Genomic DNA, 15,676 nt, shown 5'->3' on the forward strand with positions numbered 1-15,676 from the left:
TGCGGGGCTAGTGGCTGCCGCGCAGCGTCTCGCCCTCGACGGCGTGGTGCCCGTCGAACTGGTGGCCGTCGGCCGCGTGGCCGTCCAGCGCCGCCGTGAGCGCGTGCTCGTGCTCGGCGTGGTGGTGCGCCTCCTCGAGCTCGGCCCTGGTGGGCTTCTGGATGTTGTCGGCGAACATCAGCGTCGACAGCTTGGCGCGCACGCCGTCCAGCTTGCCGCCCGGGGCCGCGACACCGTTCTCGTCGACCTGCGGCGTGGCCACGAAGACCTCGTCACGGTCGCGCGCGGTGAGGCGGTAGGCCTCGGTCTCGCTGATCGGCAGGTGACGCTCGCTGTAGCCACCCTCGGGGGACCGCATGATGATGCCGGTCTCGTAGCCGTGCAGCAGCTTGTCACGGTCGTGACGCTGCAGCGAGATGCACCAACGCTTGGTGATCATGAAGGCGATCACCGGGCCGAGGAACACCATCACCCGCATGAAGTAGGTGATCTGGTTGATCGACAGGTGCAGCTTGACGGCGATGATGTCGTTGCCGCCGGCGGCCCACGCCAGACCGTAGAAGGTCATCAGCGCCACCATGACCGCCGTACGCGTCGGAGCGTCGCGCGGACGGTAGAGCAGGTGGTGGTCGCGCTTGTCCTTGGTGATCCAGCCGTCGATGAAGGGCAGCATGGTCAGCAGGCCCCACATCACCAGCGGGGTGATGAGGATCGGGACCATGACGTTCCAGGAGATCGTGTAGCCGAAGATCTCCGACTCCCAGCCGGGCATGATGCGCAGGAGCCCGTCGGGCCAGCCCATGTACCAGTCAGGCTGCGAACCGGCCGTCACCTTGGTCGGGTCGTAGGGACCGAACTTCCACACCGGGTTGATCGACAGCAGACCGCCCATGAAGGCAGCGACGCCGAAGACGATGAAGAAGAAGCCACCCGCCTTGGCGGCGTAGACCGGGAGCATCGGGTAGCCCACGACGTTGTCGTTGGTGCGTCCGGGCCCGGGCCACTGGGTGTGCTTGTGGTAGACGAGCAGCAGCATGTGGGCAGCGATCAGGCCGAGCAGCAGGCCGGGGATCAGCAGCACGTGGATCGTGTAGAGCCGCGGGATGATCGCGTCGCCGGGGAACTCGCCGCCGAAGAGGAAGAACGACATGTAGGAGCCGACCACCGGGGTCGCCTTCAAGAAGCCGTCGGCGGCCCGGATGCCGGTGCCCGAGAGCAGGTCGTCGGGCAGCGAGTAGCCGGTGAAGCCCTCGAGGGTGCCCATGAGCAGCAGCACGCTGCCGATGACCCAGTTGATCTCGCGGGGCTTGCGGAAGGCGCCGGTGAACCAGACGCGCAGCAGGTGCACCATCATCGAGGCCACGAACAGCATCGCGGCCCAGTGGTGCATCTGGCGCATCAGGAGGCCACCACGCACGTCGAAGGAGAGCTTGAGGGTCGAGGCGTAGGCCTCGGACATCTGCACTCCGCGCAGCGGGTCGTAGGAGCCCTGGTACTCGACCTCGCCCATGCTGGGGACGTACCAGAGGGTCAGGAAGACGCCGCTGAGAAGCAGGACCACGAAGCTCCACAGGGCGATCTCGCCCAACATGAAGGACCAGTGGTCGGGGAAGACCTTGCGCAGGTTCTTCTTCATCGCGGTCCCGAGGCCGAGCCTGTCGTCGGCCCACGTGGCAACCGCGCCTACCTTGGAAGGCTTGGCGGGAGTCGCGGCACTCGTGGAGTTGCTGTCCGCGACCTTGCTGGTGTCAATGCTCATTTGCTGCGGCTCCAGTAGCTGGGTCCGACGGGTTCGGTGAAATCACTCTGGGCGACGAGGTATCCGTCGTCATCGACCGTGAGCGGCAGCTGTGGGAGCGGCCGTCCGGCTGGTCCGAAGACCACCTTCGCCGAGTCGGCCAGGTCGAACGTCGACTGGTGGCACGGGCAAAGGACATGGTGGGTGGTGCGTTCGTAGAGCGAGATCGGGCAGCCGACGTGGCTGCAGATCTTGGAGTAGCAGATGACGCCGTCGAGGCTCCAGTCCTCTCGGCCCTTGCCCGGCTTGATCTCGTCGGGCTCCATCTTGACCACGATCACCGCGGCCTTGGCCTTGGCGACCTGGAGCTCGACGCCCTCGAGGTCGAAGATGCCGTCGGGAACGGCGTTGACCAGGTCGCCGATCTGCAGGTCACCGGGTCGGATGGGGGTGCCGATGACGTCGCGGACGACACGGACGTTCTTCTTCCACAGGGTGTTCTTGAGGCCCTTGCCCTCGGCGGCGTTGGCGACCTGGCCCGGCGTGGGGCCCAGGTCGCGCAGCAGCACCACCACGGGCGCCAGGAGCACACCGGTGGCGAGGACCAGGGAGCGGCGGATGAGCGGGCGCTCACGCAGTGCGGACTCGTCGAAGCCGGCGTTGAGGGCCTCGACCGTCGCGGCGCGGTCCTCGTCGGAGGAACGGGCCGGGTGGCGCATCTCGACCATCTCGTGGTCGGCCATGAGCTTGCGGGCCCACTGGATGACGCCGACGCCGATGAGCATGAGCGCGAGGCCCAAGGAGACGCCGAGGGCGATGTTGGACGCGCCCAGGCCGCCCACGGTCTCCCAGTTGTCGCCGATGTCGAACACGAAGTACGACGTCACGAAGATGACCGTGCACACGGCAGACAGCGTGAACATCAGCGAGACCTGGCGCTCAGCGCGCTTGGCCAATCCCTCGTCGACGTCGGTCGGACGCCAGGTGTGGGCGGGCAGGCCCGGGTTGGGGATGGGCTCCTCGATGGGGGCCGGGAGGTGCTCGTCGTGGTCGTCGGCGTCGTCGTGCTTCTCGAGGTCGCTCATGCGCCTGCTCCCCTCTCTGCGGTGGCAGCCGCCCCGGAGGGCAGACGGACCGGGGTCTTGGTGTCGGTCGGCTTGGACTTGCTCGACCGGGTGGTGTGGGCCGCGATCCAGATCGCGAAGCCGACGAGGCCGCCGATGCCGACGAGCCACGCGAACAGGCCCTCGCTGACCGGGCCGATGTTGCCGAGCCCGGAGCCGCCGTAGCCGGGGGTCTCCTCGGTCGCCTTGAGGTAGGCGATGACGTCGCGCTTGGCGTCGGGCGTCAGGTTGCCGTCGGAGAACGACGGCATCTGCTGGGGCCCGGTGAGCAGCGCCTCGTAGATGTAGCGCGACTCGACGCCGCGCAGCGTCGGGGCGTAGCCGCCTCGCGGCATGGCGCCGCCGGCGCCGTCGAAGTTGTGGCAGGCGGTGCAGTTGGTGAGGAAGATCTGGCCGCCGCGGGAGATCGCCTGGTCGCGCTCCTCCTCGCTGAGGCCGTCGGGGAGCGTGTAGGCCGACTGGTCGGGGATCGCCGGGCCGGTGCCGAGGCTGTCGACGTAGGCCGCGAGCTGGCGGATCTCGTCCTCGTCGTAGACGGGGGGCTTGCGCACGGCCTGCTGGCCGGGCTGGGCCATGGGCATCCGGCCGGTGCCGACCTGGAAGTCGACCGAGGCGCCACCGACGTCGGTGAGCGCGGGGCCGTACTGGGTGCCGTTGACCGTGGGCACGCCCTGGCCGTTGGCGCCGTGGCAGGTCGAGCAACCCACCAGGAAGAGCTCGCGGCCGGCCTTGATGTCCTCGGCGTTGGTGCTCGTGGTCTCGGCCTGCGCGCCGGGGGAGAACATCGAGTAGGCGCCGCCGGTGAGCAGCAGCGCCATCAGCAGCACCGCGAGGCCGGCGAGCGGCCGACGGCGGTGACGCGAAAGTCGGCCGGCGGAGCGGGTCAGGAGTCGCACTGTGTTGTCCCTAAGTCGTCTCAGATGGGTAGTCGTGGGGGCTGGCTACTTGATCAGGTAGATCGTGGCGAACAGCCCGATCCACACGACGTCGACGAAGTGCCAGTAGTAGGACACGACGATCGCGCTGACGGCCTGCTCGTGGGTGAACTTGCGGGCCAGGTAGGTGCGGCCGAGCACGAGGAGGAAGGCGATCAGGCCGCCGGTCACGTGCAGACCGTGGAAGCCGGTGGTGAGGTAGAACATCGTCCCGTAGGCCGAGTCGGGGATGGTGATCCCCTCGTGGATGAGCTCGGCGTACTCGAGGGCCTGGCCGCCGATGAACACCGCGCCCATGAGGTAGGTGAGGATGAACCACTCGCGCAGGCCCCACTTGCGGAAGTCGAGAAGGCCGCCGCTGCGGCCGACCTGGCCGCGCTCGGCGGCGAAGACGCCCAGCTGGCAGGTCAGCGACGAGAGCACCAGGATCGTGGTGTTGATCGAGGCGAACGGCACGTTGAGCGACTCGGTGTTCTGGGCCCACAGGTCGGAGCTGACCGACCTGATCGTGAAGTACGACGCGAACAGGGCCGCGAAGAACATGAGCTCGCTGGACAGCCAGATGATGGTGCCGACGGCGACCATCGAGGGGCGGTCGTGGTGCCCGTGAAGCCGGGAAGCTGGGATCGTTGCAGTCGTCGCCACGAAGTCATTATGGCGCGCCCGTTCACCGGTGCCACCACACCCCCCGGGTGAGGCGTGCCCGTACTCTCGACCACGTGTCGACAGCCGCTTCCGTGCTCGCCCTGAGCGCCTCAGACGTGCTCCCCCGGTTGACCGCCGGGAGCTTCTTCTCGCAGTGGTCCTGGTCACTCGTCCCGGTCGTGGTCACCGTGTGGGCCGGGGGTCTGTACCTGCTCGGCGTGGCCAAGCTGCACCGCCGCGGGGACCGGTGGCCGATCGCTCGGACCGTGTCGTTCGTGGGCGTCGGGCTGGGTGCGTTCTTCCTCGCCACGACGTCGGGCCTGGCGGCGTACGACACGACGCTGGTGAGCGTCCACATGGTCCAGCACATGGTGCTGTCGATGGTCGCGCCGCTGTTCCTCGCGCTCGGCGCCCCGGTGACGCTGGCGTTGCGCACGCTGCCGCCCGCGCCGCGCCGGTGGCTGCTGGTCCTGCTGCACTCGCCCCTGGCCAAGCTGCTGTCGTTCCCGCCGCTGACCTTCGGCCTCTACGTGATCTCGCCGTGGGCGCTCTACTTCACCGGGTGGTACCGCGCCTCGCTGGAGCACGTGTGGGTCCACGAGATGATGCACGTGCACCTGATGATGGTCGGCGCCCTGTTCTTCTGGCCGCTGATGGGCATCGACCCCATCCCTGGGCGGGTCGGCTACCCGTTCCGGGTGGCCCTCGTCGTCGGGACGCTGCCGTTCCACGCCTTCCTCGGCATCACGATCATGAACCAGACGGCCCTGCTCGGCGGCGACTGGTACCCCCGGCTGGCCACGGGGCCGATGGGGTCGTGGCTGCCCGACCCCTACGCCGACCAGAACCTCGCCGGCGGCATCCTGTGGGCCTCCGGCGACCTGATCGGGCTGTCGTTCTTCGTGGTGCTGTTCGTGCAGTGGGTGCGGCAGTCGATGGCCGAGGCCAAGCGCGAGGACCGGCGCCTGGACCTGCTCGAGGCGCGCGAGGCGCGTGCCGCCCGACAGGCGGAGCAGCAGCCGCACTAACATGACGGACGTGACCGACGCCTCGTCCTCCGCGGCCCCCGCGCCCCGGCTCAAGATCCTGGTCTACAGCGACAACTCGTCGGTGCGCCAGCAGGTGATCCTCGCGCTCGGACGCCGCCCGCACCCCGACCTCCCTGAGGTCGAGTACATCGAGGTGGCGACCGAGCCGGTCGTGATCCAGAACATGGACGCCGGTCACGTCGCGCTGGCCATCCTCGACGGCGAGGCCGCGCCCGCCGGTGGCATGGGCATCGCCAAGCAGCTCAAGGACGAGATCTTCCGCTGCCCGCCGGTCCTCGTGCTCACCGGACGGCCGCAGGACGCGTGGCTCGCGACCTGGTCGCGCGCCGACGCCGCCGTGCCGCACCCGATCGACCCGATCCAGCTCGCGGAGTCGGTCGTCGGGCTGCTGCGCCCGCGCGTCCCCGCCCAGAGCTGATGGCTCCACCTCCCGGCGTGGTCCGCCGCCTCGCAGGCTCGGCGGCGGCGCCGTGACCTGGCCGGAGGTGTTGTCGGCCCTGGTCGCCGGAACGGACCTCTCGGCCGACCAGGCCTCGTGGGCGATGGGTGAGATCCTCGCCGGCGAGGCCACGCCGGCTCAGATCGCGGGCTTCGCGGTCGCGCTGCGGGCCAAGGGCGAGACGGTCGCCGAGGTGACCGGCCTGGCCGATGCGATGTACGCCCGGCGTACGCGCATCACGGTCGAGGGGCGTCTGCTCGACGTCGTGGGCACCGGCGCCGACCGCTCCAACTCGGTCAACATCTCCACGATGGCGGCCATCGTCGCCGCCGGTGCCGGGGTGACCGTGGTCAAGCACGGCAACCGGTCGGCCTCCTCGATGGCCGGCAGCGCCGACGTGCTCGAGGCGCTCGGCATCCGCCTGGACCTGCCGCCCGAGCGGGTGGCGGCCGTGGCCGCCGAGGTAGGCATCACCTTCTGCTTCGCCGCCGCCTTCAACCCGGCGATGCGCCACACCGCCGTGCCGCGGCGCGAGCTCGGCATCGGGACGACCTTCAACTTCCTCGGCCCCTTGGCCAATCCGGTGCGACCGGCTGCACAGGCCATCGGCTGCGCCGACCCCCGGATGGTGCCGGTGATGGCCGGTGTGTTCGCGGCCCGCGGCTCCGACGCGTGGGTGTTCCGCGGCGACGACGGTCTCGACGAGCTGACCACCACGACCACCTCGACGGTCTACGTCGCGACCGGGGGAGAGGTGTCGGGCCCGGTCACCGTCGACCCGACGGCGCTCGGTCTGGCGCCTGCGACGACCGCCGACCTCGTGGGCGGCGACGCGGCCCACAACGCCGACGTCGTACGCCGCCTGCTCGCCGGCGAGCCCGGCCCGGTCCGTGACGCGGTGATCCTCAACGCGGGGGCGGCGCTGGCGGTGCACGCCTGTGACGGGTCGGCGGTGCCCGACGCGCTGGCCGCCGGCATGACCCGCGCCGCGGCGGCGATCGACTCCGGCGCGGCGGCGGCGACGCTCGAGCGATGGGTAACTGCGGCCTCCGGGTAGGCAGAGCAGCGCACCCGTGGGTCAGAGGTCGAGCACGAACTCGCGGCCGTTGGGCCGGAAACCGACCCGTCCGTAGTAGGCGTCGACCATGTCGGGTGGCGTCATGACGTGCCGGAAGCCCAGGTTGGCCAGCACGCCACTGTCACGCCAGACGAACTCACCGGGGGTGAAGTCCCGAAAGCGCGGCGTCACGTAGTCGAGCCGGACCCGGGCGACGTCGTCCTCGGCGTCGAGGAGCACGACACCCACCGTCTCGTCGCCGCGCAGCACGAGAAAGGCGTGGTCGCGGTCGGTAGCCGGTGCCCAGGTCGACGCCGGCTGGTAGCGGCGGATGTCGTCGCCGTGGACGGTCAGGAGGTGGCGCAGGTAGGCGTCGTCGCGCCCGACCTCGACGACCTCGAAGGCGGTCTCGTCGTGGCGGTCGCGCAGCAGCCGGACCAGGAACCAGATGTTGATGCCGGCCAGGACGGCGTTCATCCCGACCATCGGCCAGACCTCGATCAGGGCGTTGAACACCAGCAGGATCACGCACGCCACCAGGTTGAGCGCCCGGAAGCGCAGCACCCGCGCCTGCAGCAGCGAGAAGACGAGAAGTGCGCTCCCGCCCCAGCCCACGAGGTCCAACCAGGTCATCGCAGCAGGGTAACGACGGCCACGGGCCGGCGCGCTATCGCGGAGGGTGGTCAGGTCGTGTGGTCGTCGCGGGCGGCCCGGACCTCCGCCTCGAGCAAGGCGTGACGCCGCGCGAGCTCGACCATCTGGTCGTGCAGCTGGCCGAGCCGCAGGTAGAGCGCGATGGTGACGAACAGGAACGTCACGCACAGCACGTAGAGCACCAGGTCGGTGCCACGCCCGACGCCGACCGAGCGGGCGAGGTCAGTGACGGTCCCCGGGAAGACCACCGCGCCGATGCCGGCAGCGATCACGGCCAAGGTGAGCGTGCGGCGTACGAGCAGGTTCAGCGCCGACGGCCGTCCGCGGACCAGCATCGCGGCGGCACCGGCCAGGGCCGCGACGAGCAGGATCTTGATGATCACGTGCTCATCATGACGCCTGGCGGAGCCTGCTGAAGGCGACCTCGAAGGCGATGTTGAAGGCGTTGTAGGCGCGCTGTCCCTTGGCCGTGGAGTAGGCCGTGTAGCGGACGGTCACGGGGTGCTCGGCGTAGGTCCACCGCTCGGTGGCGATCCGGGTCAGGACCTCGCTGGCGTGCGACATGCCGTGCATGCGTAGCGACAGCTGGGACGCGGCGTCGCGGCGCAGCACCCGCAGGCCGTTGTGGGCGTCGGTGATGGCCAGTCCGGTGGTGGCGCGGCTGAACGCGGTCGCTGCGCGCAGCAGGAGCCGACGCCGCAGGGGTACGCCGTCGGCGGACCCGATGAACCGCGAACCGAGCACGACCTGGACCGCGGTGCGCTGCGCGAAAGCGACCATGGCCGCGGCGTCGGCGACGTCGTGCTGGCCGTCGGCGTCGAACGTGACGACATGGGTCACCCGGGGGTCGCGCAGGGCGTGGCGGATGCCGGTCTCGATCGCCGCGCCCTGCCCGAGGTTGATCGGGTGGCGCACGACGCTCGCGCCCGCGCCGCGCGCGATCGCGGCACAGTCGTCGCTGCTGCCGTCGTCGACGCAGACCACGGTGTCGAAGTGGCGCCGCACCTCGAGGACCACGTCGGCGATGACGGCGGACTCGTCGAGCATCGGGATGACGACGCACGCGCCGACGAGGTCGCTGGGGCGACTGGTCATGGCGGCTCCGGACGTCGGTAGGTCAGTCGGGGTCACGCTAGGTACCCCCGCCGTGGGCCCGCCATAGGCGCGAGGAAGAACTGGTCGGTCGTCGGACGATCTAGTCACAAATGACCAGGAGCGGCTGGTCCGGACGACGGCGAACCCCGTCGTCCCAGGACGGCGCGGCCCATTACTGTGCGTGGATGCGCCGCCGAGTCGGACCCACGCTGGTCTGTGTCGTGGGGCTGCTGCTCCTCCAGTCGGCGTGGGTCCTCGCGGTCCCTCCCTTCGCCGCGAGCGACGAGTTCGACCACGTCTACAGAGCGACCTCGGTCGCGCGCGGACACCTCCTCTCCGAGACCGCGGCCTCGGACGGCCGTGGAGGTCTCGTCGTCGTGCCGCGCGACGTGGTCGCAGCGGCAGCCGCTGAGTGCTCGTCGCTGGCCTACACCGGGCCGGACAACTGCCGGTCGGCCGGCAGTGCCGGACAGGACGACGTCTACGTGGGTTCAGGGGCGTCGACGTACAACCCGGTGTTCTACGGGGTCCTCGGCACGATCGCCCGGCCGTTCCACGGGACGACGGTCCTCTACGTGATGCGCATCGTCGGCGCGGTCCTGTGCACGGCGTTCCTGGGATTCGCCGCGTGGGCGCTGCCCAGAAGTCCCTGGCACCGGCTGGCGCTCGTCGTGGCGCTGAGTCCCGTCCTGGTCTTCTCCACCACGGTCGCGGCCCCCAACGGGATCGAGATGGCTGCCGGGGTGGCCCTCTGGGCGGCACTGCTCCGCCTCGCTGACGACGACCCACCACCACGACCCGGGCTGCTCGTGTGGGGAGCGACGCTCGCCACCTGCGTCCTGTTGACCGTGCGCCTCCTCGGCCCGTTGTTTGTGCTGCTGATCCTCGGGACCATGGCGCTGCATCCTCGCGCCGGCTCGATCGCCCGTCGTCTCGTCGCCGACCGGAGGCGCGTGGTGTCTGTCGTCTCGGTGACGGCGGCCGCGGCCGCGGCCAGCCTCTGGTGGATCATCGAGGCCGGTCAGACCGACGCGTCGACCGAGCGCGGCCCGGGATCGGGCGACCTCCGCCTCCTGGACCCGGTCGTGTGGGCCGCTCAGACCATCGCGGCCTTCCCGTTCCGTGACCAGCCCGGTCCGGCGGTCGTCTACGTCGTCGTCGCGACCCTGGTGGTCACGCTCGGGGTCGGCGCACTGGTCACCGGCACGGCGCGCGACCGGGCGCTTCTCGTCGCGGTCGGCGCGGTGGTGCTCCTGGGGCCACTGGTGCTGACCCTGCTCACCCGGGACTCCCAAGGGGTGATCTGGCAGGGCCGTTACGGTCTGCCCTACGCCGTCGGGATGGTCCTGCTGTGTGGCGCTGTCCTCGCACGGGCGCAGGCGTGGCACCTCGGCCGCGCCGCGGTCGCCGCGGCCGGGCTCGCGCTCGCGATCGGGTCGGCCGCCTCGGTGCTCAAGGTGCGGGCGGGCGAGCTCGCGCGGCCGTCCTCCGCCGGCAACGCCGAGTGGTGGGTGCACTCGCCGGCCCTGCTCGTCGTGCTCACGGTCACGGCGTACGCAGCCTTGAGCCTGTGGTGCGCGTCGGCGACGCCGGACCTCCGCGCGACCGGCGCTGCCGCGGAGCCGAGGTGAGGGCGACGGGTCCGACCGTCTCGGTCCTGATGCCGGTCCACGCGGGTGTCCGACCCGAGCACCTCGCGGAGGCGTTGACCTCCCTCGCCGGTCAGACCCGTCGCGCCGACGAGACGGTGGTGGTGGTGGACGGGCCCGTGCCCGACGAGCACGAGGCGGTGCTCGGCCGTTTCGCCGACCTCGTCGTCGTCAGGTCGACCACGCAGCAGGGGGCCGGACCCGCCCTGTCCCGTGGCCTGAGTGCCTGTCGTGGGACCTATGTCGCGCGCGCGGACTCCGACGACGTCAACGAGCCGGACCGTCTGGCGCGTCAGCTCGCCCTCCTGACAGCCACCGGCGCCGACCTCTGCTCCACGGCCATGGTCGAGTTCGAGTCCGACCCCTACCGGGTCCGGGGCGTCAGGCGAACGGCCGTCGAGCACGCCGAGTTCGCCCGCCTGATGCCGGGTCGCAACCCGGTCAACCACCCGACCGTGGTGTTCCGGCGGGCCACGGCCCAGGCAGTAGGAGGCTACGGCGACTTGCCGCTCCTCGAGGACTACGACCTCTGGGCGCGCATGCTGGTGGGTGGTGCCCGGTTCGTCGGGCTCGATGCCGCCCTGGTCCGCTACCGCGTCGACGGGATGCACGAGCGACGGACGGGCTCGACCGCACGGACCTCGGAGGTGGAGCTGCAGCGACGCCTCGTCTCCTACGGGCTCGTCTCACCGGCGCGCGGCAGGCTCAACCTGGTCGTCAGGGGGACCTACCACCGGCTCCCCCGGCCGGTGCTCGAGCGCGTCTACGCCCTGCTGTTCCGCCGAGCGAGGATCGCCCGGTGACCGACCGACCGCAGTACGACCGCTACGTCGACATGGCCGAGGCGCGTGGACCGCTCGCGGCACGATTCGCCGACCAGGCCCTGGCGACGACGGCACCGTGGCGATCGACGCCCACCGATCAGCTCCACGTGCTCGACCTCGGCTGCGGGTACGGGCACACGGCCCTGGCGCTGGCGACCCGGTGCCGCTCGGTCGTGGGAGTCGAGCCCGCCCGGAGGCTGTACGACGCCGCGTCCACCGCGGGCGCCAGTGTGCCGAACGCGACGTTCGTGCACGGGGACGTCACGGACCTCGACGCCTCGGAGGTCTTCGACCTGGTGCTGCTCGACAACGTCTACGAGCACCTCCCCGAGCACGAGGCGGCCCTCGCGGCGATCCGTCGGTCCCTGCGTCCTGGGGGTGTGCTGTTCCTGCTCACCCCCAACAAGCTCTGGCCGGTCGAGGCCCACTACCGGCTGCCCGGTCTGGCCTGGCTCCCGCTGCGGTGGGCTGACCTCTACCTGCGTGCCACGAGACGGGGGGAGTCCTACGAGGACGCGTCGTACGCCCCCACCTACTGGGCGCTGCGCCGCAGCCTGGAAGCCGGTGGTTGGGACTACGACTTCGTCCTACCGGCCGACCCCGGTGCGACGGTGGCGGGGGCGCCGTGGCACTACCGCGCGGGGATGAGGGCGCTCGACCGGGTGCCCGCCCTGTGGGCCATCTCCAAGGCCCTCCTCGTCGTCGCGCGGAAGCCCGGGTAGGCCCGGCGCGACCGCTCAGTCGAGCCCGAGCGAGAACGCCGATTCGAGGTCGTGGCGCGAGTATGCCCGGAACGCGATGTGGGTCTCGGTCTCCTTGACTCCCGAGACCTTGTTGAGCCGGTCGGCCACGACGGCGGCGATGTCGTCGTGGTGGCGTGCGCGGACCATGGCGATCAGGTCGATCTGGCCGGTGACGGAGTAGACCTCCGTGACGCCGTCGATCGCCGCGATCGCCTCGGCGACCTCGGGGATCTGGTCGACCGCGGCCTTGACGAACACGATGGCGGTGATCATGGGGACACGTTAGTGCGCGGCGAAGGCTGCGGGCTCGGCGACGGCGGCATGCCGCGCGAGCTGACGGGTGGCGCCGGCGACCGGGCAGGTCCACTCGCCGTCGATGTCGACCAACCGCACGGCGGGCGCCTCCAGCCACCGCAGCACCTTCTCGGTCTCCTCGGCCGTGGCGGCGGGCGTAGGGCCGGGCGTGCGGCTCGGGGGCGCCACCGTCTCCGCGGTGGCGCGCAGAGCCGCGACGTACGAGTGGGCGTCGACTCCCGGGGGCATCACGCCGGCAGCGGCGAGTCGGCCGTAGCGGACCACGTGGACGGCCCAGCGACCATCGTCCTCGCGGCGGGTGGCGACGACCTCGGGACAGTGGGTGAGCGAGGTGAGCCGCTGGGTGCGGGCAGCAGCCCGGACGAACGAGGCGAGCCGGTCGCGGTGCACACCGGCCTCCTCGAAGCGCTCCTCGGCGGCCAGCGCCGCCATCCGGGCGTTGACCGTGTCGACGACGTCGTCGGGACGGTGCAGCAACGTCTCGCGCAGCTGGCGGACCACCGCGGCGTAGGTGTGCTCGTCGACGCTGCCGTCGCACGGCGACAGGCAGCGGCCCAGCTCGGCCAACACGCAGGCGGTGCGGGAGGGGCGTCGGCCGAACCGGTCGGCGCACTGGCGCACCGGGAAGGTGTCGTGCAGGGCGGCCAGGCACTTCTCGGCGCTGCCGCGTGACGAGAAGGGGCCGAGGTAGTCGGCCTCGTCGTCGAGCACCTTGGTGACCAGCGAGAGCCGGGGCCACGGCTCGCGGGTGAGCTTGACGAAGGTGGTCTTCTCGGGGAACTTCGAGCGCCGGTTGTAGGTGGGCTTGTGCTGGGCGATCAACCGCAGCTCGCGGACCTCGGCCTCCAGTGGCGTCGCGCACTCGACCGCGGTCACCTCGGCGGCCAGCCGCACCATCTCGCCCATCCGGGACCGGGTCTCCGACGCGGTGAAGTAGGACTGCACCCGCTTGCGGACGTCGCGGGAGGTGCCGACGTAGAGGACCCGCTGGGCGTCGTCGCGGAAGAGGTAGACGCCGGGGGCGTGCGGCAGCCCGTCGGCGAGGTGGCGCTTCTTGCGCTGGGCGGGGGTGACCCGTGACGAGAAGGTCTGCAGCTCCTCGAGCGTGGAGACGCCCTGGGCGCCGATGCGCTCCATCAGGCCGTGCAGCACGTCGACGGTCGCGCGGGCGTCGCTGAGCGCGCGGTGGTTGGGCGTGGTCGACGACCGGAACACCCGGGCCAGGGAGGAGAGCTTGCAGTTGGGTGCGTCGTCGCGGGTGATCACGCGACGGGCCAGCACCGCGGTGTCGACGACCTCGAAGGCCGGCCAGGGGCGTTGCTGCTGCTCGGCGAAGTGACGCAGGAAACCGATGTCGAACGGGGCGTTGTGGGCGACGAGCACGCAGCCGGCCGCGAACTCGAGGAACGCCGGCAATACCGACTCGATCGGCGGGGCGTCGGCCACCATCGAGTTGCTGATGCCGGTGAGGACCGCGATGAACGCCGGGATGTCGGTGCGGGGGTTGACGAGGGTCTGGAACTCGCCGAGCACCTCGCCGCCACGGACCTTGACCGCGCCGACCTCGGTGATCATCGAGCCGGCCTGCGCCGAGCCGCCGGTGGTCTCGAGGTCGACCACGCAGAACGTGAGGTCGCGCAAGGGGCGCCCCAGCTCGTCGAAGCTGCGCTGCGACTCCCAGAGCGTCCGCTCCGGGCCGCGTGCACCGGCCGTGGTGGTCATGTCCCAGGACGGTAGGCCCGTCCACCGACAATCCCGGGGACGACACCCGGGCCGGACCGCTCCGGCCGGACCGACGTGGCCGGACCGGTCCGGGATTGTCGGTGGTCGGTGCCAGCCTTCGGGACATGACGACACACATCGACTGCGACACCTGCGTGGTGCGTGGTCTGGCCTGCCACGACTGCGTGGTGACGGTGCTGCTCGGCCCGCCTCCCGAGCTGGCGCCCCTGACCATCGACGACGAGGAGCTGCGTGCCCTCGACGTCCTGGCCGACGTCGGGCTGGTCCCGCCGCTGCGACTGGTCCGTCCGGTCACCGGTCCGGTGGTGGAGTCGGCCTGACCGCGATACGGGTGAGGTCGGCGTGACGTGTGAGACGAACCACGCCCGAAAACTCCCAGAAGTTTGGCGGGCCCCCGGCTAGACCACTACCGTGTCGGCTCAGGCGTTCGCGGACCTGGGTCCACCCGGACCCGCGCGAACGCCGCGCTGAGTCCGCCACCGCCTGCGGTGGGGGAGCCGGGGAACCAACTCTTCTGGGGTGAATCTCCCGCGAGGTGCCGTCGCAGCCCGATCGTGACGGTGAGGAGCGGGGGTAGGGCAGGTCGTGTCCGAATCCGTCAGCTCACCTGGTAGGCGTACGACACCGCGAAGGAACCACCACTGCTGTGATCAGCCCCCGGATGCGCATCGCCTCCGCGGTCTCGGGGATCGCGCTCGCCGCGAGCCTCGGACTCGTGTCCAGCTCGCCGGCTCAGGCCGATCCCGAGATCCAGGACGTGCAGGCCCGCGTCGATCGGCTCTACCACGAGGCCGAGCAGGCCTCCGAGCGCTACAACGACGCCAAGATCCAGCTCGACGACCTCAAGGCCGACCTCGGTTCGGTCAAGGCCGACGAGGCCCGGGCCGAGACGTCGCTCGACGCCGCACGACGTGACGCGCGACGTGCCGTGCTGCGTCAGTACGGCAACGGCGACCTCGGCGCCGTCAGCCAGGTCGTCACCGCGGGCGATCCTGAGTCGTTCCTCGCCGACATCTCGACGGTGGCGACCTACCGCGAGCTCCAGCAGGGGTTGTTCGACGACTACTCGACCGGTCTCAAGGCGCTGTCCATCCGCCGCGACGCGACCGAGAAGCGCCTCGACCAGGTCGCCGACCTCGAGCGGCAGCTCGCCGACGAGAAGGCGACCATCGACGCCAGGCTCGCCGACGCCAAGGACCTCCTGGCCCGCCTCAAGGAGGAGGAGCGCCGCGCGATCCTCTCGCGCAGCGCCAGCAGCACCCCGCGGACCCCGGTCGACGTGCCGGCCAGCGGTCGTGCCGCCGCCGCCGTCCAGTACGCCCTGGCCCAGGTCGGCGACGCCTACGTCTACGGTGCGGCCGGCCCGAGCGCCTTCGACTGCTCCGGGCTCACGATGATGGCCTGGGCCCAGGCCGGCGTGTCGCTGCCGCACTCCTCGAGTGCCCAGTCGGGCCTCGGCACCCGCATCTCGCCCTCGGCCCTGCAGCCGGGCGACCTCGTCTTCTACTACAGCCCGATCAGCCACGTCGGCATGTACATCGGCAACGGCATGATCGTCCACGCCGCCAACCCCAGCTCCGGCGTCGAGGTCAGCCCGCTCTACTCGATGCCGTTCTCCGGCGCCGTCCGCCCGGGCTGACGGGCGCTGCGCTGACCGAGGTCCGAC

At 70.9% G+C, this 15,676-nt stretch carries 17 protein-coding genes and 1 riboswitch; of the genes, 8 read left to right on the plus strand and 9 right to left on the minus strand.

Features of this window, described 5'->3' with window-relative positions:
* Positions 1–7: 7 nt before the first annotated feature.
* Genes qcrB through ctaE form a run of 4 tightly spaced genes read right to left on the minus strand, consistent with a single transcriptional unit; the run spans position 8 to position 4,442 of the window.
* The gene (qcrB, locus tag FZC61_RS12935) at positions 8–1,759 is read right to left on the minus strand and encodes a cytochrome bc1 complex cytochrome b subunit (RefSeq protein ID WP_148614611.1); all 1,752 of its coding nucleotides are present in this window, start codon (positions 1,757–1,759) and stop codon (positions 8–10) included.
* Positions 1,756–2,823 carry a cytochrome bc1 complex Rieske iron-sulfur subunit gene (gene qcrA / locus FZC61_RS12940; protein ID WP_148614612.1) on the minus strand — a complete coding sequence of 356 codons (1,068 nt, stop codon included), beginning with the start codon at positions 2,821–2,823 and terminating at the stop codon, positions 1,756–1,758. The genes qcrB and qcrA overlap by 4 nt, the downstream gene beginning before the upstream one ends.
* Positions 2,820–3,758 (minus strand): cytochrome bc1 complex diheme cytochrome c subunit, encoded by a 939-nt coding sequence (gene qcrC, locus FZC61_RS12945; RefSeq protein ID WP_246142670.1) that lies wholly within the window; start codon positions 3,756–3,758, stop codon positions 2,820–2,822. Before qcrC ends, qcrA begins: the two co-directional genes overlap by 4 nt.
* A 45-nt stretch (positions 3,759–3,803) precedes the next feature.
* Positions 3,804–4,442, minus strand: a complete 639-nt coding sequence (gene ctaE / locus FZC61_RS12950; RefSeq protein ID WP_148614613.1) for an aa3-type cytochrome oxidase subunit III — start codon at positions 4,440–4,442, stop codon at positions 3,804–3,806.
* A 74-nt stretch (positions 4,443–4,516) separates the two neighbouring features.
* Here ctaE and FZC61_RS12955 point away from each other — a divergent pair, with 74 nt between their 5' ends.
* Genes FZC61_RS12955 through trpD form a run of 3 tightly spaced genes read left to right on the plus strand, consistent with a single transcriptional unit; the run spans position 4,517 to position 6,987 of the window.
* Positions 4,517–5,470: a cytochrome c oxidase assembly protein gene (locus tag FZC61_RS12955; protein WP_246142671.1), complete on the plus strand. Its 954-nt coding sequence runs from the start codon at positions 4,517–4,519 to the stop codon at positions 5,468–5,470.
* Between the two features lies 1 nt (position 5,471).
* Positions 5,472–5,909, plus strand: coding sequence for an Rv3143 family two-component system response regulator (locus FZC61_RS12960; RefSeq protein ID WP_211357239.1), 438 nt, complete (start codon positions 5,472–5,474; stop codon positions 5,907–5,909).
* Between the two features lie 52 nt (positions 5,910–5,961).
* A complete protein-coding gene (gene trpD / locus FZC61_RS12965; RefSeq protein ID WP_148614615.1) occupies positions 5,962–6,987 on the plus strand; it encodes an anthranilate phosphoribosyltransferase in 1,026 nt (341 codons plus the stop codon).
* Between the two features lie 21 nt (positions 6,988–7,008).
* Here the strand turns inward: trpD and FZC61_RS12970 are convergent, their stop codons facing one another.
* Genes FZC61_RS12970 through FZC61_RS12980 form a run of 3 tightly spaced genes read right to left on the minus strand, consistent with a single transcriptional unit; the run spans position 7,009 to position 8,736 of the window.
* Complete coding sequence (locus FZC61_RS12970; protein ID WP_148614616.1) at positions 7,009–7,620, minus strand: YgjV family protein; 612 nt, start codon at positions 7,618–7,620, stop codon at positions 7,009–7,011.
* Positions 7,621–7,670: 50 nt separating this feature from the next.
* Complete coding sequence (locus FZC61_RS12975) at positions 7,671–8,024, minus strand: DUF2304 domain-containing protein (protein ID WP_148614617.1); 354 nt, start codon at positions 8,022–8,024, stop codon at positions 7,671–7,673.
* A gap of 7 nt (positions 8,025–8,031) precedes the next feature.
* Positions 8,032–8,736 (minus strand): glycosyltransferase family 2 protein, encoded by a 705-nt coding sequence (locus FZC61_RS12980; protein ID WP_148614618.1) that lies wholly within the window; start codon positions 8,734–8,736, stop codon positions 8,032–8,034.
* 185 nt (positions 8,737–8,921) lie between these two features.
* Between FZC61_RS12980 and FZC61_RS12985 the strand changes: the two genes are divergently transcribed.
* The 3 genes from FZC61_RS12985 to FZC61_RS12995 are packed head-to-tail and all read left to right on the plus strand — an operon-like array spanning position 8,922 to position 11,931.
* Positions 8,922–10,367, plus strand: coding sequence for a DUF2142 domain-containing protein (locus FZC61_RS12985; protein WP_170286103.1), 1,446 nt, complete (start codon positions 8,922–8,924; stop codon positions 10,365–10,367).
* A 29-nt stretch (positions 10,368–10,396) separates the two neighbouring features.
* Positions 10,397–11,188, plus strand: coding sequence for a glycosyltransferase (locus FZC61_RS12990; protein ID WP_148614620.1), 792 nt, complete (start codon positions 10,397–10,399; stop codon positions 11,186–11,188).
* The gene (locus tag FZC61_RS12995) at positions 11,185–11,931 is read left to right on the plus strand and encodes a class I SAM-dependent methyltransferase (RefSeq protein WP_148614621.1); all 747 of its coding nucleotides are present in this window, start codon (positions 11,185–11,187) and stop codon (positions 11,929–11,931) included. The genes FZC61_RS12990 and FZC61_RS12995 overlap by 4 nt, the downstream gene beginning before the upstream one ends.
* 15 nt (positions 11,932–11,946) lie before the next feature.
* Here the strand turns inward: FZC61_RS12995 and FZC61_RS13000 are convergent, their stop codons facing one another.
* A complete protein-coding gene (locus FZC61_RS13000) occupies positions 11,947–12,225 on the minus strand; it encodes an Lrp/AsnC family transcriptional regulator (RefSeq protein WP_148614622.1) in 279 nt (92 codons plus the stop codon).
* A 9-nt stretch (positions 12,226–12,234) separates the two neighbouring features.
* Positions 12,235–13,989: a DEDD exonuclease domain-containing protein gene (locus FZC61_RS13005; RefSeq protein ID WP_148614623.1), complete on the minus strand. Its 1,755-nt coding sequence runs from the start codon at positions 13,987–13,989 to the stop codon at positions 12,235–12,237.
* 125 nt (positions 13,990–14,114) lie between these two features.
* On the opposite strand from FZC61_RS13005, the gene FZC61_RS13010 reads away from it, so the two are divergent.
* Both FZC61_RS13010 and FZC61_RS13015 read left to right on the plus strand, forming a co-directional pair.
* Positions 14,115–14,330, plus strand: coding sequence for a hypothetical protein (locus FZC61_RS13010; protein ID WP_148614624.1), 216 nt, complete (start codon positions 14,115–14,117; stop codon positions 14,328–14,330).
* A 150-nt stretch (positions 14,331–14,480) separates the two neighbouring features.
* A riboswitch (cyclic di-AMP (ydaO/yuaA leader) is annotated at positions 14,481–14,642 on the plus strand.
* A gap of 29 nt (positions 14,643–14,671) precedes the next feature.
* On the plus strand, positions 14,672–15,649 hold the full coding sequence (locus FZC61_RS13015) for a C40 family peptidase (protein ID WP_246142672.1): 978 nt from the start codon (positions 14,672–14,674) through the stop codon (positions 15,647–15,649).
* Positions 15,650–15,676: the final 27 nt, after the last annotated feature.

The sequence above is a fragment of the Nocardioides rubriscoriae genome, assembly GCF_008087085.1.
Taxonomy (GTDB): Bacteria; Actinomycetota; Actinomycetes; order Propionibacteriales; family Nocardioidaceae; genus Nocardioides; species Nocardioides rubriscoriae.